17 protein-coding genes are annotated in these 19,314 nt (G+C 51.5%); 14 read left to right on the top strand and 3 right to left on the bottom strand.

Annotation, left to right across the window (positions count from 1 at the left end; translation table 11 throughout):
* Positions 1–16 precede the first annotated feature (16 nt).
* The 12 genes from coxB to Enr17x_RS07950 all read left to right on the top strand — a co-directional run bounded on the left by coxB (position 17) and on the right by Enr17x_RS07950 (position 12,814).
* Complete coding sequence (gene coxB / locus Enr17x_RS08005) at positions 17–982, top strand: cytochrome c oxidase subunit II (RefSeq protein ID WP_145307602.1); 966 nt, start codon at positions 17–19, stop codon at positions 980–982.
* A complete protein-coding gene (ctaD, locus tag Enr17x_RS08000) occupies positions 979–3,207 on the top strand; it encodes a cytochrome c oxidase subunit I (RefSeq protein WP_145307600.1) in 2,229 nt (742 codons plus the stop codon). The genes coxB and ctaD overlap by 4 nt, the downstream gene beginning before the upstream one ends.
* Positions 3,204–4,043 carry a cytochrome c oxidase assembly protein gene (locus Enr17x_RS07995; RefSeq protein WP_145307598.1) on the top strand — a complete coding sequence of 280 codons (840 nt, stop codon included), beginning with the start codon at positions 3,204–3,206 and terminating at the stop codon, positions 4,041–4,043. The genes ctaD and Enr17x_RS07995 overlap by 4 nt, the downstream gene beginning before the upstream one ends.
* Positions 4,040–4,255 (top strand): hypothetical protein, encoded by a 216-nt coding sequence (locus Enr17x_RS07990; RefSeq protein WP_145307596.1) that lies wholly within the window; start codon positions 4,040–4,042, stop codon positions 4,253–4,255. Before Enr17x_RS07995 ends, Enr17x_RS07990 begins: the two co-directional genes overlap by 4 nt.
* On the top strand, positions 4,252–4,788 hold the full coding sequence (locus tag Enr17x_RS07985; RefSeq protein WP_145307594.1) for a QcrA and Rieske domain-containing protein: 537 nt from the start codon (positions 4,252–4,254) through the stop codon (positions 4,786–4,788). The genes Enr17x_RS07990 and Enr17x_RS07985 overlap by 4 nt, the downstream gene beginning before the upstream one ends.
* Before the next feature lie 34 nt (positions 4,789–4,822).
* Entirely contained in the window at positions 4,823–6,259 is a 1,437-nt protein-coding gene (locus Enr17x_RS07980; protein ID WP_145213316.1) for a cytochrome b N-terminal domain-containing protein, read from the top strand.
* Between the two features lie 65 nt (positions 6,260–6,324).
* Positions 6,325–7,917, top strand: coding sequence for an FMN-binding glutamate synthase family protein (locus Enr17x_RS07975; RefSeq protein ID WP_145307592.1), 1,593 nt, complete (start codon positions 6,325–6,327; stop codon positions 7,915–7,917).
* 531 nt (positions 7,918–8,448) lie between these two features.
* Positions 8,449–9,561: a hybrid sensor histidine kinase/response regulator gene (locus Enr17x_RS07970; protein ID WP_145307590.1), complete on the top strand. Its 1,113-nt coding sequence runs from the start codon at positions 8,449–8,451 to the stop codon at positions 9,559–9,561.
* A 148-nt stretch (positions 9,562–9,709) separates the two neighbouring features.
* The gene (locus Enr17x_RS07965) at positions 9,710–10,927 is read left to right on the top strand and encodes a DNA polymerase Y family protein (RefSeq protein WP_145307588.1); all 1,218 of its coding nucleotides are present in this window, start codon (positions 9,710–9,712) and stop codon (positions 10,925–10,927) included.
* Complete coding sequence (locus tag Enr17x_RS07960) at positions 10,927–11,397, top strand: hypothetical protein (protein ID WP_145307586.1); 471 nt, start codon at positions 10,927–10,929, stop codon at positions 11,395–11,397. Before Enr17x_RS07965 ends, Enr17x_RS07960 begins: the two co-directional genes overlap by 1 nt.
* Before the next feature lie 80 nt (positions 11,398–11,477).
* Complete coding sequence (locus Enr17x_RS07955; RefSeq protein WP_145307584.1) at positions 11,478–12,338, top strand: substrate-binding periplasmic protein; 861 nt, start codon at positions 11,478–11,480, stop codon at positions 12,336–12,338.
* Positions 12,335–12,814, top strand: coding sequence for a macro domain-containing protein (locus tag Enr17x_RS07950; RefSeq protein ID WP_145307582.1), 480 nt, complete (start codon positions 12,335–12,337; stop codon positions 12,812–12,814). The genes Enr17x_RS07955 and Enr17x_RS07950 overlap by 4 nt, the downstream gene beginning before the upstream one ends.
* Before the next feature lie 482 nt (positions 12,815–13,296).
* On the opposite strand, the gene Enr17x_RS07945 is transcribed toward Enr17x_RS07950, so the two are convergent.
* Positions 13,297–13,758, bottom strand: a complete 462-nt coding sequence (locus Enr17x_RS07945) for a hypothetical protein (protein WP_145307580.1) — start codon at positions 13,756–13,758, stop codon at positions 13,297–13,299.
* 533 nt (positions 13,759–14,291) lie between these two features.
* Here Enr17x_RS07945 and Enr17x_RS07940 point away from each other — a divergent pair.
* Together Enr17x_RS07940 and Enr17x_RS07935 are read left to right on the top strand one after the other, a co-directional pair.
* A complete protein-coding gene (locus Enr17x_RS07940) occupies positions 14,292–15,377 on the top strand; it encodes a class I SAM-dependent methyltransferase (RefSeq protein ID WP_145307578.1) in 1,086 nt (361 codons plus the stop codon).
* Between the two features lie 32 nt (positions 15,378–15,409).
* Complete coding sequence (locus Enr17x_RS07935; RefSeq protein WP_145307576.1) at positions 15,410–15,826, top strand: methionine-R-sulfoxide reductase; 417 nt, start codon at positions 15,410–15,412, stop codon at positions 15,824–15,826.
* Between the two features lie 374 nt (positions 15,827–16,200).
* Here Enr17x_RS07935 and Enr17x_RS07930 read toward each other — a convergent pair whose 3' ends face one another.
* Positions 16,201–17,820: a protein adenylyltransferase SelO gene (locus Enr17x_RS07930; protein ID WP_145307574.1), complete on the bottom strand. Its 1,620-nt coding sequence runs from the start codon at positions 17,818–17,820 to the stop codon at positions 16,201–16,203.
* Between the two features lie 113 nt (positions 17,821–17,933).
* Positions 17,934–19,133, bottom strand: a complete 1,200-nt coding sequence (locus Enr17x_RS07925; protein WP_145307573.1) for an aminotransferase class V-fold PLP-dependent enzyme — start codon at positions 19,131–19,133, stop codon at positions 17,934–17,936.
* Positions 19,134–19,314 lie beyond the last annotated feature (181 nt).

Genomic DNA, 19,314 nt, shown 5'->3' with positions numbered 1-19,314 from the left:
ATTCCAGGCATTGATTATGAACTCTGTGATTCCTGTTCTTGACCCCGCGTCTCCGCAGGCAGAGGCCATTAACAATCTCTTTCTTCAGGTTTTACTTATCAGTGCCATTATCTTTGCCATCGTGGCCGGTTTAATCCTGGTCGCGATTTCGCGAGGACGGCGTAAAGAGACATTACCCGATCAGGACTTTGGTAGTGAAAAAGCCGAAATCTACTGGATGGTCGGTCCTGTGGTCATCGTCATCTGGCTGGTAGCGATCAGCGCCCACCTGGTCATCACACTCAATGCGTTTCCCAAAGTCAGTCCCGAGGAACAGGCAGAGAAGACAGACGTTGATCTGATTGTGACTGGCCATCAATGGTGGTGGGAAGTCAAATATCCCAAATCAGGGGTCATCTCTGCCAATGAGATCTACATCCCCGCTGACAAAAATAAAAAGTGGCGCGTGCAGATTTCCTCTGCCGACGTGATCCACTGCTTCTGGGTCCCGCAACTGGGCCGAAAGATTGATGCGATTCCCGGACGAGAAAACTACATCTGGCTCCAGGCCAGCGAGCCCGGTTCTTACCAGGGACGCTGTTCCGAATACTGCGGCGCACAACATGCCTGGATGAACTTTAAAGTGTATGCGGTCTCGGATGCCGAGTTTGATAAGTGGGTGGCCAGTGAACAACTCGCAACAAAGCAGCCCAAACTGCTCTCCCCCCTGGCCTCCGCCGGCAAACAGTTCTTTTTCAACGCAACCTGTCCACAGTGCCATACGGTTCATGGTACTCCTGCCAAAGCGACCATTGGCCCGGATTTGACTCACTTTGCCCGCCGCAAAGAAATTGGCGCGGGGGTCATCGATAATTCACCGGAAAACCTGGCATTGTGGCTGAAAGATCCGCAAGCACTCAAACCAGGATGTAAAATGCCCAACTTCAAGCTGAGTGATGAGCATATCAAACAACTCGTAGCCTACCTGGAGACACTCAAGTGACGACAGGATCCATCGATCAATCTGAACTGACTTCACTCGAGCCCCGGGTCACTCCGACCCCGATGCTGGATTGGGTCAGCACGCTCGATCATAAGCGTATCGGCATCATGTATATCCTGACCGCCGTGTTTTATCTCGCAGTCGGCGGCTTCGAAGCGCTGTTGATGCGGGTTCAACTGGCGTTCCCGAATAATACGTTTCTCTCACCGGAAATGTTCAATCAGCTGTTTACCATGCATGGCACCACCATGGTCTTCCTGGTGGGTATGCCCGTGCTGACCGGTTTTGCCAATTATTTCGTTCCCCTGATGGTCGGCGCCCGCGATGTGGCGTTTCCCCGCTTGAATGCATTCGGGTTCTGGATGCTGTTTTTTGGCGGACTCCTGCTGCACTTTAGTTTTTTAACCGGATCGGCGCCCAACGCGGGCTGGTTCAGTTATGTCCCACTCTCGACCAAAGCCTACAGCTCACTGCAAGGCGTGGACTACTGGATCATCGGCCTGTTAATCATGGGTATCGGCTCTGTCTCCGGGGCGATAAATATTTTCGCCACGATCGTCAGCATGCGGGCACCTGGAATGAGTTTACAGCGGGTCCCGCTGTTCGTCTGGATGATGCTGATGCAGGCAATCCTGATCATCCTCGCCTTGCCGGCCCTCAACTCGGCACTGGCGATGTTGTTAATCGACCGCTGGCTCGGCTCCGCATTTTTTGATCCGACTCGCGGCGGCTCCGCCGTACTCTGGCAACACTACTTCTGGATCTTCGGACACCCCGAAGTTTACATCCTGATCTTACCCGGCTTTGGAATGATCTCCGAAGTCATCCCCGTCTTTTCCCGAAAACCAATTTACGGCTACACGTTTGTGGCTGCCTCATCAGTCGCCATCGTCCTCCTGGGATACGGCGTCTGGGCACATCATATGTTTGCTGTGGGCCTGGGAATGTATGCCGACATCTTTTTCGCCGTCGGTTCTCTGCTGATTGCCATTCCGACCGGCATCAAGGTCTTCAACTGGACGGCCACACTCTGGGGCGGGGAAATTCAATTCAACACCGCGATGCACTTTGCCGTCGCGTTTCTGCTGCAGTTCGTTATTGGTGGCTTAACGGGCATTATGTTTGCCGCTGTTCCCATCGACTGGCAATTGACGGACACCTACTTCGTCGTCGCTCACTTTCATTATGTGTTGATTGGCGGGCTTGTGTTTGCGTTGTTCTCAGCCACTTATTACTGGTTCCCGAAGATGACTGGCCGCATGCTGAATGAACGACTGGGAATCATGCAGTTCTGGTTGTGGGCGCTGGGCTTTAATATGACATTCATGGTGCAGCACTTCCTGGGTATGATGGGCATGCCGCGGCGAGTCTACACCTATGCCGACAACCCCGGCTGGGCACTCTTAAATGGAATCGCCTCGCTGGGTGCAGTTTTCATGGCGATTGGCACACTGGTCTTTCTCTGGAATATCGGAGCCAGCTTACTCCGCGGAAAAATCGCCGGCGATAATCCCTGGGATGCCTTCACGCTAGAATGGGCCACCACGTCACCACCACCACCGGAAAACTTCACGTCCCTCCCAGAGATCAAAAGCCGTCGCCCCGTCTGGGATATGAACCACCCGGAGCACGCAGACTGGAAAACGGAAAAGACGCCGCAAGATAAAGGACGTCGTCCGAATCTACCGAAACTGGCTGCCTGGTCTTTCATCGCTTCGGAAGCCGTGTTCTTTCTCCTGTTGTTGATCGCGTATGTCGTGTTCAACACACGTTCGAAAGAAGTTGTGACGTCTTCCGTACTGGATGTCAATCGGACCGGAATCTTCAGCCTGTTCCTGATCTCCAGCAGTGTGACATTCTGGATTGCCGAACGTTTTCTCAAGGCGGGTAAGAAGTCTGCATTTGTGTTTTCACTCAGTTTGACAATCCTGCTCGGAATCACATTCCTGGCCGGTCAAGCCTGGGAATACACGGGCCTGCTGATGAATGATATCACTATCAATACCGACTTGTTTTCGGCCACCTTTTTCACCGTCACCGGATTCCATGGTATTCACGTGACGGCAGGTGTGATCGCGTTATGTGTCATGCTGATCATGGGCATCAAAGGGAGTTTGAATCCAGGTAAGACACACGTCTTTGGTGCTGTCGGCGTTTATTGGCATTTTGTAGATGTGGTCTGGCTGGCCGTATTTGGAATTATTTATCTGGGACTTCTACAATGAGTTCGTATTTCGATCTGACAAGCGAATTATGGAAATGGAATTCACCAGTCTGGTTACTGGTTCTGCCCCTGGTCGGGCTCTATTTCCTGTTTCATCAGGGAAACTCGGGAAAACGCATCGCGGCATTTGTATTCGCCATGTTTGCTCTGGCGATGGCGTATGTCTCTCCGATTGGCGTCCTGGCTGACGGCTACCTGTTTAGCGCACACGTCATCCAGCATTTGATCTTACTGCTAATCGTGCCTCTGTTTCTCCTGTTAAGCCTGTCTGAAACAGCAATGGAAAAACTGTTTCGCAGCCCCTTCATGAACCGCTTAGGTCATGTGATGGCGGTCCCGTTTCTGGGATGGCTCAGTGGCCTGGGTGTCATGTGGTTCTGGCACGTCCCTTCATTCTGTAATGCTTCAACTGAAAATTATGCGCTCGGTATCTTTCGAGATGCGACGTTTCTACTGGCAGGACTGGCATTCTGGTGGCCCATCTTTTCGCCTGTGAAACGGTTCCATCTGCCTTCATCTCAAGCAGTGATCTATCTGTTCTCGGCTTGTCTGGGATGCACTCTGCTCGGCATCTACATCACATTTACTGTCATTTCAGTTTGTCCCGCATTTGCGAATCCCGTTGATCGGATTGGCATCCTGAATATGCTCTACGATCAGGGAATGACTCCTGGCACAGATCAACGACTGGGGGGACTGCTAATGTGGGTTCCCCCCTGCTCGCTCTATGTCAGTGCGATCATGGTGATTCTCAAACGCTGGTATGCTGATATGGAACAGGTCGCTTCACCAAATACCGCTGGAACAACTGGCTCTTTACGGGAGGCGCGTCAATGAGTACGGAATCAACAGAGTCTCAAATAGAGCAAACAGAAGAACCGGAGTTGCGCCCCACCTATGCTCCCGCCGCGCTCGCCATGGGTATTACATTCATGAGCTGGGGAATTCTGACGCATTGGAGCATGTCCGTCATCGGCATCGCGGTCATTGTGGGTGCCATCTGGTCCTGGATGCATGAGATCCATAGTTCATGGAGTGAAACAAAGTGAGCGACCAACAGCCCCCCACACCCACAGATCAGCCCTGCTGCCAGCTCAAGCGCAGAACCTTTCTGACCCGCGTCTCTGTCATCCTAGGCGCGATTATCGGCTTCATGATCGCCCTGCCCGGCATCGGATATGTACTTGCACCAATTTTCAGAAAACCAAAACACAAATGGAGAACCGTCGGCAAGCTGGACGACTTCAAGGTCGGCGGTTTTGTCCTGGTACAATATGAAGATCCTTCGCCTGTGATCTGGGCCGGTGTCACCGCCAAAGCAGGTGCCTGGATCCGCCGCGCCAGCGAAACTGAATTTATCGCCTTTTCGATTAACTGCCGCCATCTGGGTTGTCCCGTCAGATGGGTCGACGATCCCAAATTGTTCATGTGCCCCTGTCATGGTGGTGTGTACTACGAAGATGGAACCGTCGCCGCAGGACCACCACCAGAACCTCTCTACAAACTGAATGTGCGCATTCGCGAGGGGCTGGTCGAAATTGAAACAGAACCGACTCCGCTGACGTTAACGACGTTGACCTGAAACCACCTTTGATGAAAAGCGAGTATCCGGCTGAATGAGTAATAACTTTGTGACTCGAACCTGGAACTGGATCGACAATCGAATTGGTTTTTCCGATTACATTGTTCCGCTGATGGTGCATCTGGTGCCTGATAATGCACGCTGGTGGTATATCTTCGGAAGTGCGACACTCTGTGCTTTCATCGTGCAGGTCTTCACCGGAGTCTGTCTGGCAATGTCTTATGTGCCTGGCGGCGAGGAGACGTATCAAAGTTTAAAATACATCACAGATACTGCTCCCCTGGGTAGTATCCTGCGGGGCATGCATTACTACGGCGCCTCGGCAATGGTCATGATGGCCGTGATCCATATGGTACAGGTCTACATGCACGCGACTTATAAATACCCGCGTGAAATGAACTGGATGAGCGGCGTGGTTCTACTGTTTGTTGTACTGGGAATGGCGTTTACCGGACAACTCTTGCGCTGGGATGCCAACGGTGTCTGGTCGGTCACCGTCGCTGCAGAAATGGCGGGTAGAACTCCTATCATTGGTCCCACACTGGCACATTTTATTCTCGGCGGCGAGACCGTCGGCGGTTCGACCATCACCCGCTTCTTTGCGATGCACGTCTTCATCATGCCGGCGCTGATCTTTGCCGGGATCGGCCTGCATATGCTGTTGATCATGCGTCACGGCATTTCAGAAATGCCTGATGTCAACGACCCCGTCGATCCGGAAACTTACAAAGAAGCCTACGAGAAACGAATTCATAAAACCGGAGTCCCTTTCTGGCCTGACGCCATGTGGCGAGATATGATTTTTTCCACGCTCATTGTCGGCGTCATTCTCGGCTGCTCGATTTTTCTGGGACCTCCGGCCCTCGATCCGCCTCCCAATCCCAGTAGCATCAACGCTAACCCGCTGCCAGACTGGTATTTCCTCTGGTACTTTGCCGTGCTCTCATTATTGCCGCCTCAACTCGAAACCTGGGTGATTCTGGGAGTACCGACGATCGGATTCATCGTTTTATTTTTCCTGCCATTGATTTCGAACAAGGGACACCGCGCCCCTTCCAAACGTCCCTGGGCCGGCGGTACTGTGATCTTCGGATTCGTGGCATTTCTTGTACTCACCATTTATGGATACAAAAAGCCCTGGTCACCAGATTTTGGCGTCAAAGAACTACCGGCGTCCGTTGTGGGTACCGATCATGGTCCACTGGCCGAAGGCGCCAAACTTATGCATATCAAAGGGTGTCTGTACTGCCATGATATCGGCGGCTATGGAGGTCATCGCGGCCCCGAATTGACCGAAATCGGCAAACTGCTGACACGCGATGATCTCATCATCCGAATTAATAACGGTGGTCACAATATGCCAGCGTTTGCCAGTTCGATTTCAGACAGTGAGTTACAACTCGTCGTCGATTTCCTGTTAACCCGGGGAGTTGAAAAAGAACCGGAGAATCCCAAGAGTACAACTCCCTGAACGATCTGATTTGGTGCTTCTCAATTCTGTTAACCCACTTTTCATTGCCCCGACTGGTGAATTCAATGAGATATCTGGCTTTCATTCTGACCGTCATCCTGACCTTCCTGAGTTTCATCCTGGGAATCGCGGTAGACCCTCATTTTTTCTGGCCACTACTGGCTCTGATCCCGTTATCATTATTGGGCATCTGGGACATGGTACAAACGAAACACAGTATTACACGTAATTATCCGATTATTGCGCATCTGCGTTTTTTGTTTGAAGAAATTCGCCCCGAGATCCATCAGTACTTTGTCGAAAGTAATATCGACGGTCGCCCTTTCAATAATGATGAACGATCTTTGATTTATGAGCGTGCCAAAAACATTGATGGATTGAAACCATTTGGAACGGAACTTGATATCTATGGCGAAGAGTACGAATGGCTCAATCATTCCATGGCGCCCCATCCCAAGTCGGAAGAACTGTTCCGCACCACAGTCGGAGGTCCCGAATGCAAGCAGCCCTACTCCTGCTCGATTCTGAACATCTCGGCGATGAGTTTCGGAGCACTCAGCCCGAATGCACTTCTCGCTTTGAATGCGGGCGCCAAGCGAGGCAATTTTTACCATTGCACAGGTGAAGGAGGCGTGAGCCCTTACCATCTGAAAAATGGTGGTGATCTGGTCTGGCAAATCGGCACGGGTTACTTTGGCTGCCGCAATAATGATGGCACATTTAACCCTGACCTGTTTAAAGAACAAGCCGCGCATGAAGCGGTAAAAATGATCGAGATTAAAATCTCACAAGGTGCCAAGCCAGGACACGGCGGTGTTTTGCCGGCTGCGAAAATCACTGCGGAAATCGCTTCTACCAGAAAAATCCTTATGGGGCAGGACTGCATTTCTCCTCCCGGCCATACCTCTTTCAACACGCCGATCGAATTATGTAATTACATCGCACAACTACGCGAACTATCGGGCGGCAAACCGGTTGGTTTTAAACTCTGTATAGGACATCCGAGTGAATTTCTCAGTGTCTGTAAAGCAATGCTGCAAACCGGCATCCTGCCTGACTTCATCACCGTCGATGGCGGTGAAGGCGGTACGGGGGCAGCGCCTCTTGAGTTCTCAGACAACATGGGAATGCCGTTAAAAGGGGGGCTGATGTTTGTGCATAACGCGCTGGTCGGCTGTGACCTGAGAGACAAAATCAAAGTCGCCGCTTCGGGTAAAATCAGTTCCGCCTTCACACTAGCCCGCAGCCTGGCTATCGGCGCGGACTGGTGCAATTCTGCCCGTGGTTTCATGATGGCTGTCGGCTGTATTCAGGCTCAGAAATGTCATACCAATACCTGCCCGGTTGGCGTCGCCACTCAAGACCCGGGGCGACAACGCGCATTGAATGTGGAAGACAAAAGTACGCGGACCTTCAACTTTCACAAGAATACCATGGAGGCACTCTCCGAAGTGGTAGCCGCTGCTGGTCTGGATCACCCGGAGCAGTTACGCCCCTGGCATATCTTCCTGAGAACCGGACGCACCAAAATGGCATCCTATCATGAAGCCTTTGATTTCCTGGAGCCGGGCGAACTTCTTGGAGACTCCCCTTCTCCGGTCTATAAAAAAGTCTGGGACCTGGCATCGGCTGAAACGTTTGAAACGCACTATGCTTAAACGAAATGCTCCGCTTGTTCTCTACCAAGTAAACTAAACACCAGTTTCCTGCACTTCTTTGTATCGCCTCACCTGGATCTTTTTTCCAGACGCACTTCATACGCCTTAATCTGTAGCCCCCCATTTCAAGTCTATCTTTCCTAAGGCTACAGTTTTCAGCAACAACCATGCAAGAGAGTACACTCCATAGCATATTCATTATGACCACTCTTGACTGACCGTCCATAATGACTATTAGCTACGCATCACTTCCAAACGAGCCCTTGACTCCGGCTTACCTTTCCAATTCGACGACAGACATTCGCACATTAAAAATCGAAAAAAAGCGACAACACACAGTGAAGGTGTGCATTTTCCCCATCTGCAACAGTACCGTTGAACATAAAATCAAACTTGTGTTTACCCTAGTCATAGCAACACTTTCGGTTCCTGTCTCATTCACTTAAATTGCTGCATATCATTTCTGCTATTTATGTCACTTTTTTTTAATCGTTCTGCTATGGCACCATTAATCAGGTTCAGGCTCCCTTTATGAATAATGAAAAGCTGCGCGAAAAATTTGACATCTTATTAATTGAAGAGAATCCAACTCATGCCACTTTAATCATTGACCTGTTGAATACAGTCAACAAGATCAAAAATTCTGTCATCACACATGTGAAATCTGTTACCGATGCGCTCAACTCTCTCAAAGCACGAACATTCTCGGTCCTGGTGCTCACTTTGGATTCATCAGAGACTCACGCGATTGAGTCATTATCACAGATCCTGGCAGAATCTCCTGTAACTCCCGTTATTACTCTGGCCACAAAAGATGATGATGCTCTCAGTAGCAAAATCATTCAAACAGGGGCACAGGACTATCTGATTAAAGCAGAACTGACCGGACCAATTCTCTACCGTACGATTCGACATGCCGTCGAGCGCAAAAAACAATTAACGTCTCTGACTCTGCATAATGAAAATCTGCAGGCCTTTGCCCGGGCTGCATCACACGATCTGAAAGCCCCTTTGGGAAATATAAAAACGATCAGTCAGATTGTGCTTGAAGAAGCGGGAACCTGCCTGGAGAATCCGGTGTTGGAAATGCTCCGCAGCCTGCCGCTGATTGCCAATCGTCTCAAAAAATTGATTGATGATATGCTCCGCTTTTCTCTGCTGGGGCAGAAAAGTTTACAGCGGGATCATATTTCGCTACGAAGTTCGATTAAAATCGCGTGTGAATTTTTGGAAGAACCAATGCGCAACCAGAATGCAACCATTAATATAGGACACTTGGACGATGTTTATGCCGATGTAGCCCTGATGACTACGGTCTTTCAGAATCTCCTTGGTAATGCCTGTAAATATGTGAAAGACGTTGCCCCTGTGATTTCCATCAATACAAAAATTGAAGGTCGGTTTGTGGTGGCAATGGTTCAGGACAATGGAATCGGCATTCCCAAAAAAGAACGGCAACGCATTTTCGAACCGCTCACGCGCGCGGTCAATGCCAGCGATTATGAAGGAACCGGATTAGGACTCTCAATCGTGAAACGGATTATCGAAGCCCATCAGGGACAGATCTGGGTCGAATCCATGCCCGGTAAAGGCTCCACGTTTTTCTTTTCCATCCCCCAGGCCAATTCTCAGTCCGCTTCATGACTTCAAACAGTTCATTTTGACGCCGCCCGATACAGTAAAACTCGCCAATACGAAACCTGACATTACCCCTGGTTTCCCTAACAGAATCGCAACGAAAACCTCAATACTGTTCAGTAGTATTCCATAATGCTTCTGCTACCATCCCCGCATGGGCACTAGTTTAATTGGACATATTGACGCGGATTGTTTCTACGTAAGCTGTGAAAGAATCAGATCTCACAGTCTGCGCGGAGTCCCTTGTGGCGTCCTGGGAAACCAGGGAGCGTGCGTCATTGCCAAGAGCTACGAGCTCAAATCCTACGGCGTCAAAACCGGACACCCGATCTGGGAAGCCAAAAAACTCTGCCCGCACGCCGTCTTTGTGAAGCGGGATTTTCGCTGGTACGAAGTCATCTCCCGAAAATTGCTGGACCTGCTCAAAACCGTCAGCCCGCTGGTCGAGTACTACAGCATTGATGAAATGTTTTTTGATGCTTCCGAGCTTTCGCGGCATTTTCAACTCCCCCTGGAAGCAGCTACCCGCGCACTACAGACGCTGGTTCAGGATCAGATCGGCGTCCCCGTTTCGATCGGCATCGCCCCCGCACGCACCCTGGCCAAGCTCGGCAGCGATGCCTCCAAACCGTTCGGCGTGCGTGTGATTGAAAAGGACTGTGAATCGTTTCTCCGCTCACAGCCAGTCGGCGAACTGTGCGGCATCGGCAGCCGCAGCGCCAAAAAACTGCACGACAGAAATATTCGCACCTGCTGGGATTACCGCCAGGCAGATCGGTTGATGATTCGTAATCTGCTCACGATTAAAGGCGAAGCCCTCTGGTGGGAACTCCGGGGCGATGCGATCAATCCGATTCAAACCTCCCGACCGCCCCACAAGGCCATTGCCCGTGGCGGATCCTGTGGTGGGAAGACCATGGACCCGGATCGCATTCGCGCCTGGGCCGTTCGAAATATCGAACGCCTGATCGAAGCCCTTGATCATCACCGTGTCTATGCCGGTCATATCAGTCTGCAGATCGATGCCAACAAAACGGCACTCTGGCTCGGCCGAACTCCCCTGGCAGTCCCCTCTGCTTCGTTTCGTACCATCTACGATGCCGTCATGCCGATGCTTGCCGCGGCACCGACGAGCCACCCCGTCAGTCACATGCACATCATTGCCGAAAACTTGACCTGGCGGGATAAGATTCAAAAATCACTCTTTTTTGAAGAGCCACAAAGCCCCCTCGATCAACTCAAACGCGACATCAATCAAAAACTGGGCCGGTTTGCGATCCGCAGTGCCGAGACACTGCCGCTGCATGAGATCTATCATGATGCGACACATAACTATGACATCTGTGATATTTCAGGAAAAATGTGCTTCTGATGTGTACCGGAATTACCCTTGCCTGGCGGGACATCCCCACCAGACTGATTCGAAAATACCAACTGGAAGAACGCATCATTCAGCGTTCCGAAACAGCGGAAAAAGAAATCCTGTTTCTGCAACGGCATCGGCGCCCGTTACTCCCCGTCTTTTATCAAGGCGAATTGCAAATCCTTCCCTGGGGCAATCGGCAGCGAAACTGCAACGCCCCCCTCGCCTGGTGGTGTGAAGTTTCGACGCTTCAGTCCGGCGCCTGGTCCATGTATGCCCCGGAACCAGTTGAAATTCTGGCGAACTTCGGCCTGGAACGGGGTGTCTGGTTTCAGATCAGAGAAGGCATCCAAGGCACCATCATCCACGACCAGCACGAACAACCCTATGTCTATCTGATCCTGCAACCCGCGTCCCACTACTACCAGGTCATGACCGGCTATCACCGCGAACCGGTCTTTCTGGGCGAACAGATTTGACCAACGAAAACGAAGCTATTGAGTAGACGCCCCTCACGCGATATACTCCAGCAAATTCCCATTACTCAGGAGAAAAGACGATGAACGGATTTCGTGTCGACGCTGCCATATGCCTGATGCTACTGAGTCTGCTGTTCACCGCGTGTGGACAAGAGAAAACACCGACGCCTCCCCCTCCTGACGCGAACCCCGAAGTCGATATCATCCCCGAACCGATTGAAGGTGCCGACAGGCCGCAGTTGACGGTCGCGATCAGCGTTGATATTGCTCCCTATGTCATGAAAAATGCGAAAACCGGTATCGAAGTCGATATCGCCACCCAGGCCCTCCCCAGCTATCAGCTCAATTTCGTTCAAATGCCTTATGAAAAACTGCAGTCCGCGGTCGCCGAAAATCAGGCCGACATGGCGCTCGGCGTTCAGAAATTTAAAGACGTCGAAGGCATTTTCTACTCCGACAACTTCATCGATTTCGTGAACTCCGCGATCACCAAAAAATCAGCCGGTCTGAAAATCGAAACCGTCGCTGACTTGGCCGATCACAAAGTCCTCACCTGGCAAGACGCCTACCTCGAACTCGGCCCCGAATTCAAAAAACTGTTCTCTCCCGATTCCCCACAACGCAAGAACTATGTGGAAGTCGCCGATCAGAGCGATCAGGTCAGACAGTTCTGGGAGGCCAAGGACGCCGTGATCGTGATTGACCGTAGTATCTTCAATGCCATCAGCCAGTCAACAGGACATCAACTGGATGAAGTCGAATACCACGCCCTCTTCCCCGAAGCCACGTATTTCAAAGCCAACTTTGAAGAACCCGACGTCCGCGATGCCTTCAACGCCGGCCTGAAGAAACTCTGCGAGAGCGGCGAATACGCCAAACTGCTCAAGAAATACAAGATTGACCTGCCCAGCACCATCTGTGATTCTAAGCCCAAACCATGACCGAGATCACCTATCTGAAAGGCGATGCTACCCAGCCGCAAGCCAAAGGAAACAAGATCATTGCCCATATCTGTAATGACCTGGGTGGCTGGGGCGAAGGCTTCGTACTGGCAATCAGCAACCGCTGGCCCGAACCGGAAACAGAATATCGCCAGTGGCATCGCAGCCGGGCCAAAAACAACTTCGGTCTGGGTGAAGTTCAGTTCGTGCAAGTCGACCGGTACATCTGGGTCGCCAATATGCTAGGTCAGCGCGGCATGAAAACCGGCAGCAAAGGCCCGCCAGTCCGCTATCCGGCCATCGAACAATGTCTGACCTCCGTCGCCGAGAAAGCCGAAGAACTCTCGGCCTCTGTCCACATGCCGCGCATCGGCTGCGGTCTGGCCGGCGGCAAATGGGACAAAATAGAACCGCTGATCCAACAAACTCTCTGCGCTGCAAAGATCAATGTATTTGTGTACGACTTTGAAAAGTAACTCGTCCACAACCTGAAGAAAATAGACTTGACAGCAACGCACCGTTTGCCATGATTTGCGGAATTATGCGTCGCGCGCGAGAACACTACTGGTTCAGGTGCAAAACGGGAACCAGTGAAAAATCCAGCACTACAAAACCCTCTCGTTTCAGAGCGATTTTCAAATAACCTGCTCATGCTTTCCCTAATTTTCGACACGCTTCGTCCCGCATTGCCCCACACATCGGCCCATGTTCGCCACTCATTGACTTGGCATCGACGCGTTTCACATGTCGCTTGTTTTCTCATTTTTTGATTCCCCTCTTGACGCGGCCCTGCCCTTATCGATGATTCTCATTAAGAGTGAGACAACTTGAGAAACAAACTCGACTGTCTCACAAACAGAATCGTACCGGAACGGCGCGCAACGTCAGAGAGGAAAACAGTTCACTGCATAAGCGTCATGAATCAGTAGACAGAGAATAGGCGTCCATTCGAAATGAATCAGTCGGCAGCACCAATGTCGCTGTTGAAGGCGTCTTGGATAATACGACGCTCGTGGCGCTGGTGGGCGATATAGCTGGTGATCCAGTCGCGGAGTTCGTGTCTGAGCTCGCCGGCAATGCGGCGCATCTGATGTAATGGCTGAGAATCCTGCATGCGAACCTGTAACTCATTCAGCTTCTTCAATAAGTCACAGCGTTCCTGATACAGATTTCGAACATGCCCCTGCCAGTTCGGTTGTTCTTCAAGGACTTCTTCCAGGTAGCCCCCTTCGTCCTGCAATTCGAATTCACGTGGCATCATTTTCAAAAGCGTATCCAGTACCTGGGAAATCCATTTCCAGGCGCCCGCATCGCCATCAGATTCTTCCAGTAAATCCAGCAGGTCGCCTAACAGAATATATTCCAGTGCGGAAATTTCTTCCAAGGCGCCATTCACAATGCCTGAGTTTTTTCTGGTCATACAGAGCCTCCTTCAATACGCAAAGAGACAACATCCGTAAGTCGCCCCTTTGTGACTCGACTGATTAAACGAGACCACCCCTGTTTGAAATTGTCGCGATCAATCGGAAATGAAATCAGAACGCTTTGAATTGCTGTCACTAATTTACCATCTCCGATTCAACTGGTCAAAAAAACTTTCAGTTTGAGGGGTTTCTTGCAGACACTGTTCATGGATTCGTTATGCACAAGCCACAACCGTGAGCCATTGAGAAAGTCTTAACTGATCAGAGTTTATGAATCGAACAGACTCAATTTGGTGAAAATGGGAAACAAAATAGCTGTGCAGAGTGAAATCCTCGACCTGCCCCCATTTGAGCGTCTCTCTTCACCAAGATTCGCGGAACAAGGTCATTGCATTTATGGAATCAAAGCCTGGCATGCGATACACTTTAATCAACAAATGCAGCGGATTAAAAATTGAAGCTTCATACACATATCCTTTAAAACACCGTGACAGCCGCGTGGCTCAATTCAGAAACAGGATCAACAATTATGCCCACAACGACCGGGATGAAGGGGGGCGGTTATTACGATGCCAACTCAAAAGAGCAGCGTTCTGCTTCCGATGCGTTTCTCCCCTGGCTCGAAGAAGCGATCGCCGCCCTGCCCGATCCAGCCATACATCAGTATTCGTGGAACTTTCTCGATATCGGCTCTTCCGAGGGAGCCAACGCGATCTACACGATGAATCACCTGATTGAGATCGTACGCCGCCAGTCAGATTTACCTGTCTGGGCGCTGTTTGATGATCTACCCACCAACGATTTTAATCAGATGTTTTCGAATCTGTTTCCTGAATCGACTCCCGCTCTTTCAGCAACCGACGTCTATACTGCCGCCATCGGTGGGTCCGCGTTTGGACGACTCGTGCCTCCCTGCAGCCTGCATCTGGCGACGACATTTAACGCCATCGGGTTCTTCGAAACCAGACCAGAGGCACAGCTGCCAGGCTTTGTCCTGGCCATGCAACCCAATCCCGGTGCACCGCGTGAAGGAGTCGAAGTTACCGCCAGCGAACTAATTCCATTCCAGAAACAGGCCTATCAGGATCTAAGCCACTTTTACGCAGCACGGGCCGAGGAACTGGTTCCCGGCGGTAAGCTGCTGGTCCAGATCTTTGGGAAGAACGAAACGCAATCAACGGGCCACGGGCTGATGGATGTTCTCAGTGATGCATTGTTGGATTTCGTCGAAGCAGATATGCTGCCCCGCAGTTTTTATGAAGACTTTCTCTTTCCCGCTTATTATCGCGATATCGAAGAACTGACGGCGCCCATCCAGAACGAACCGGAACTGGCAGCCGCCTATCGCATCGAACACGCGGAATCACGCGATGTTCCCGTGCCGTTCAATACGGCGTTTGACGAGACCGGTGATCGGGAAACCTGGGCTCATAGCTATATCAGTTTTCAGCGAGCCTTTACGGAACCGGTTCTTGCAGCCGCCCTCCCGGAAGACTTGCCACAGGAAAATACGATCGAGAAAATTTATCAACGCATGGAACGACTGCTCGTCGACCATCCCGAGCGATACGAGTTTCATTTTATCTCAATTGCCGCGTTACTCACCCGACTTTGATCGACCACATTCCCTATTATTGGAACTCGCTGATGGAATCGGAATCGTCCGAAACAAACTATAATGAACTCACTCCCGAAGAAGCCCGTGTGATCCTGCATAAAGGAACCGAGCAGCCTTTTTTCGGCGAATACACGAACCTGAAAGCAGCCGGTACATTTATTTGCCGCCGCTGCAACGCCCCCCTGTATCGCAGTAAAGACAAGTTCGAAAGCCATTGCGGCTGGCCCAGCTTTGACGATGAACTGCCAGGTGCCGTCGATCGCATTCCCGATGCAGACGGTTTTCGCACTGAAATTGTCTGTCATAACTGCGGCGGTCACCTGGGTCATGTTTTCCTCGGCGAGCGCATGACCGAAAAAAACACACGGCACTGTGTCAATTCGATTTCAATGAAGTTCATTCCCACCGGCGAAACCATGCCCGACGTGATCACGGACAACGGGTAACTCACCGTGTGCCACGGCCCGGCTTGCCCGGCCGTGCAAAGTAACTCACAGCTACATAGTTATCGAAACGCAGGGGTCGCCCCATGTGGCGACCCGCATGGAGAGATTCGACTCTGAATTGCCGTACCAATGGATCCGGTAAAATCATTCGCACGGTAAAACAAAAACCACCCCGACACTGCGGGCGGCCACATAGAGCCGCCCCTACCGCACGTTGGTCATCTTTTTCTGGAATTGTACCTTCACCGTTGGGCAAGCCAACGGTGCCACCCGGGAGCAAGATACGGTATGAACCCTGACATGATACAAGGGACTTTCACACAGTTTTTTCATGAGCTTTCGTGTATTTCGTGGTAGAAATATATTCTACTGAATCACGAACTGCAGGAAAGCATGGAACAGCCGGCTCTGCTGCGGGCCCAATCCGGTCGTTTTCCCGCATACTGTTCCTGATCGGGCTGCTCGTCATAAGGACGCCGCAACAATTCGAGCAGGTCATTCACAAGAGAAAAGTCTCCCTCTTCTGCTTTATCGATGGCCAACTGCGCCAGATAATTCCGCAAGACGTATTTGGGGTTCACACGATTCATCTTTTCCCGGCGAACGGCATCTGACGACGATTCCTCACGGAGCCGGTTGTGGTAACACTGCAGCCAGTCACAAATCCTGGTGCGAACGTCTCCTACCACTTTTTCCGGCTCGTAACAGGCATCCATCAATGGTGCAAGCAACGCGGCTTCGTCGATGTCAGCCGCGGGCTCCCCGTCGACTTCCAGCAACGCCAGCTTTCGAAAGAAAATCGTCATATCGGTTTCGACCAGTTGCAGGACTTCCTGAAGTTCTTCGATCAGCTTTACATCGGTCTCGGGCTGTAACGAATTCAAGCCCAGCTTCTCTGCCATCATGTTTTGCCAGCCCTGCTCATAATGATCCACATAAACATCCAGCGACTGCTGTAACGGCTCGGCGTCTTCAATCAGCGGATACAGGGCATTCGCAAACTGCACGAGATTCCAGAGCGCAATCTGTGGTTGATTCCCAAACCGGTACCGCCTTCCCATCGCATCAGTTGTATTGGGAGTCCAGTTCGGATCATAGTCTTCCAGCCAGCCGTAGGGACCGTAGTCAATCGTCAAACCGAGCACCGACATGTTATCGGTATTCATTACCCCGTGTACGAAACCAACTCGCATCCAGTGCACAATCATGTCAGCCGTGCGACGACAGACTTCCGCAAACCAGTTTAAATAAACATCACGACTTGGTTCGCCCAGATGCGGAAACTCAGTCCGAATGGTGAAATCAACGAGTGTGCGTAATGTCTCAATGTCGCCCCGGGATGAGAAAATCTGGTAATTTCCAAAACGCAGAAATGAAGGGGCCACACGACAGACCACGGCTCCCGGTTCGAGTTTGGGGTGACCATCGTAAAACATATCGCGTTCGACCTGTTCGCCGGTCAAAACCAGACTCAAGGCCCGCGTCGTCGGCACTCCCAGATGATACATAGCCTCACTGCAGAGAAATTCCCGAACGGACGAACGCAACACAGCTAAGCCGTCTGCCGTCCGCGAATACGGGGTGGGACCGGCCCCCTTCAGCTGCAGTGCCCAGTGTTCCCCCCGGCTGTTGCGTACCTCGCCCAGATTGATCGCCCGGCCATCACCGAGTTGCCCGGCCCAGTTCCCAAACTGGTGACCGCCATAACACATGGCAAACGGCTCCATGCCCTCCAGCAACTGATTCCCGGCAAAGACGGCAGCAAATGCGTCCGACTCTGAAGCGTTACTCTCCAGATCCAAAAGGTCTGCGACTTCTTTGGAATAAGCCACCAGCTGCGGGCGGGCCACTTCCGTTGGCATCACACGTGAAAAGCAGGCTCCGTTCACCTGACGACGAAAGTTTTTCGTCTCCTGATCAACAGGTAGCGCGCGTGTAAATTGATTTTCAAATTGAAGTTCATCCAGAGCTCGGGTTGTTTTTGGCTTATTCATACTCTAATTCTACCACTCGGACAAACAGATGAAAAGAAAGAGGCTTCAGACACCGTGATGCACAGTCTAAGAGAGAACGGCAAACCATTGGACACGTCGCAACTGGTTATCGACTACTTTAGTTCTTCACACAAACGTACGGCTAAAGTACGAGCGTCCTGTGCTGTGAGGCATAATGGATTGATCGTCAGCATGCCTTCGTGCAACCCGGCATGGCCGACATAGATGGGAGGCGTCCCCTGACGCAGCCTTTGACAGACTTTAAACGCGGTTCCCACTGCCTCTTCATCGATATGAATATCCAGAAGAGGCCAGCGTTCATTACTAACGGGCGTAGCCAGATAACAGGTTGCATGGACCTGCGCCAGTTCCAGTTCTTCACCAATCATTTCCAGCCAGGACTGGAATTCTTGATTCTGCTCGTCATACGCTCCCGAGGCGAACAGTTCCAATGCGGTCAGGAGCGCAATGATCTCTTCCTTGGAGACCTTGAGTGCCCGGCCGATTCCATGTCGGGGTAAGCCTTGAAAAAGAGACGTATCGATTAAATCAGCGGGAGGCTGCCAGAGTTCAAAATGATCATCCATGTCGAGCATCTGCAGCGCGGCTGAAGAAATCAACTCGCGTTTACCGCATAGCAAACCGGTGGACTGTGGTCCTCGAATCGCTTTGCCCCCGCTGAAGACAACCAGATCAGCGCCGGTAGCAAGAATCGCCTTGAGATTGTCGCGGGGAGGCAATTCCCCCGCCGCATCAACCAGAACCGGCAACTGATGCTGTCGTGCGACTTCTACAACTTCGGGTAATGCCGGCTGTGAATCAGCGGCATGCACATACACGATACCCGCAGTGTTCTCAGTAATCGCCGCCGCGTACTCCCAGCTTTCTGTCCGACGCACGCCTGCATTGGAAACAATTTCATTGAAGCCGACCTCAACCAGTCTGGCCCCCGCAGCGCGGACGGCATGGTCATAACCGCTACGTTGTTCTCGCGCGATAATAAATTCATGGGGGAATTCATCGCAGTGCGGCAGCTGTTCGATCCGTCGCATGTTATGTCCCGCCAGAATCGCAGCCGTCCCTAACGTCAACGCGCCCGCCGCTCCGGAAGTGACCAGCCCTGCTTCCGCCCCAGTATGCGCGGCGATTTTTTTCGAAGCGGCCGCCTGAAGCTGCTCTAAGGGAACCCACTCAGAGGCGGCTTCCTGGAACGCCTTGAGCACTTCGGGTGACATCGGTGCTCCGCCCAGCCGAGTCACACTGCCACAAGCGTTAATGATCGGATCCACACCGAAACTTTGATATAGACTCATCAGTGTCTGTCTCTCTGAAGAACTAAAAATGCCAGGAACTTGATCGCTGATTGACAAAGACAGGAGTATTGACTCCCAGGGTCAGAGCGTAAGATGTCTTTCTATCTTAAAGTAACCACGGGATTCGGGTAAAGAGGCTCGCCCACTGGAAATATTGATCCCTCTGTAAAATCAACCCCAT

The sequence above is a fragment of the Gimesia fumaroli genome, from assembly GCF_007754425.1.
Classification (GTDB): Bacteria; Planctomycetota; Planctomycetia; order Planctomycetales; family Planctomycetaceae; genus Gimesia; species Gimesia fumaroli.
Note: the sequence above shows the minus strand (reverse complement) of the source record. Positions and strands in the feature narration are given on the sequence as shown.

Bases quoted from the DNA above. Each gene is read 5' to 3' on its own strand.
- coxB (WP_145307602.1), top strand. From the start codon at position 17: ATGAACTCTGTGATTCCTGTTCTTGACCCCGCGTCTCCGCAGGCAGAG.
- Enr17x_RS07995 (WP_145307598.1), top strand. From the start codon at position 3,204: ATGAGTTCGTATTTCGATCTGACAAGCGAATTATGGAAATGGAATTCA.
- Enr17x_RS07990 (WP_145307596.1), top strand. From the start codon at position 4,040: ATGAGTACGGAATCAACAGAGTCTCAAATAGAGCAAACAGAAGAACCG.
- Enr17x_RS07980 (WP_145213316.1), top strand. From the start codon at position 4,823: ATGAGTAATAACTTTGTGACTCGAACCTGGAACTGGATCGACAATCGA.
- Enr17x_RS07975 (WP_145307592.1), top strand. From the start codon at position 6,325: ATGAGATATCTGGCTTTCATTCTGACCGTCATCCTGACCTTCCTGAGT.
- Enr17x_RS07970 (WP_145307590.1), top strand. From the start codon at position 8,449: ATGAATAATGAAAAGCTGCGCGAAAAATTTGACATCTTATTAATTGAA.
- Enr17x_RS07965 (WP_145307588.1), top strand. From the start codon at position 9,710: ATGGGCACTAGTTTAATTGGACATATTGACGCGGATTGTTTCTACGTA.
- Enr17x_RS07960 (WP_145307586.1), top strand. From the start codon at position 10,927: ATGTGTACCGGAATTACCCTTGCCTGGCGGGACATCCCCACCAGACTG.
- Enr17x_RS07955 (WP_145307584.1), top strand. From the start codon at position 11,478: ATGAACGGATTTCGTGTCGACGCTGCCATATGCCTGATGCTACTGAGT.
- Enr17x_RS07950 (WP_145307582.1), top strand. From the start codon at position 12,335: ATGACCGAGATCACCTATCTGAAAGGCGATGCTACCCAGCCGCAAGCC.
- Enr17x_RS07945 (WP_145307580.1), bottom strand. From the start codon at position 13,758: ATGACCAGAAAAAACTCAGGCATTGTGAATGGCGCCTTGGAAGAAATT.
- Enr17x_RS07940 (WP_145307578.1), top strand. From the start codon at position 14,292: ATGCCCACAACGACCGGGATGAAGGGGGGCGGTTATTACGATGCCAAC.
- Enr17x_RS07935 (WP_145307576.1), top strand. From the start codon at position 15,410: ATGGAATCGGAATCGTCCGAAACAAACTATAATGAACTCACTCCCGAA.
- Enr17x_RS07930 (WP_145307574.1), bottom strand. From the start codon at position 17,820: ATGAATAAGCCAAAAACAACCCGAGCTCTGGATGAACTTCAATTTGAA.
- Enr17x_RS07925 (WP_145307573.1), bottom strand. From the start codon at position 19,133: ATGAGTCTATATCAAAGTTTCGGTGTGGATCCGATCATTAACGCTTGT.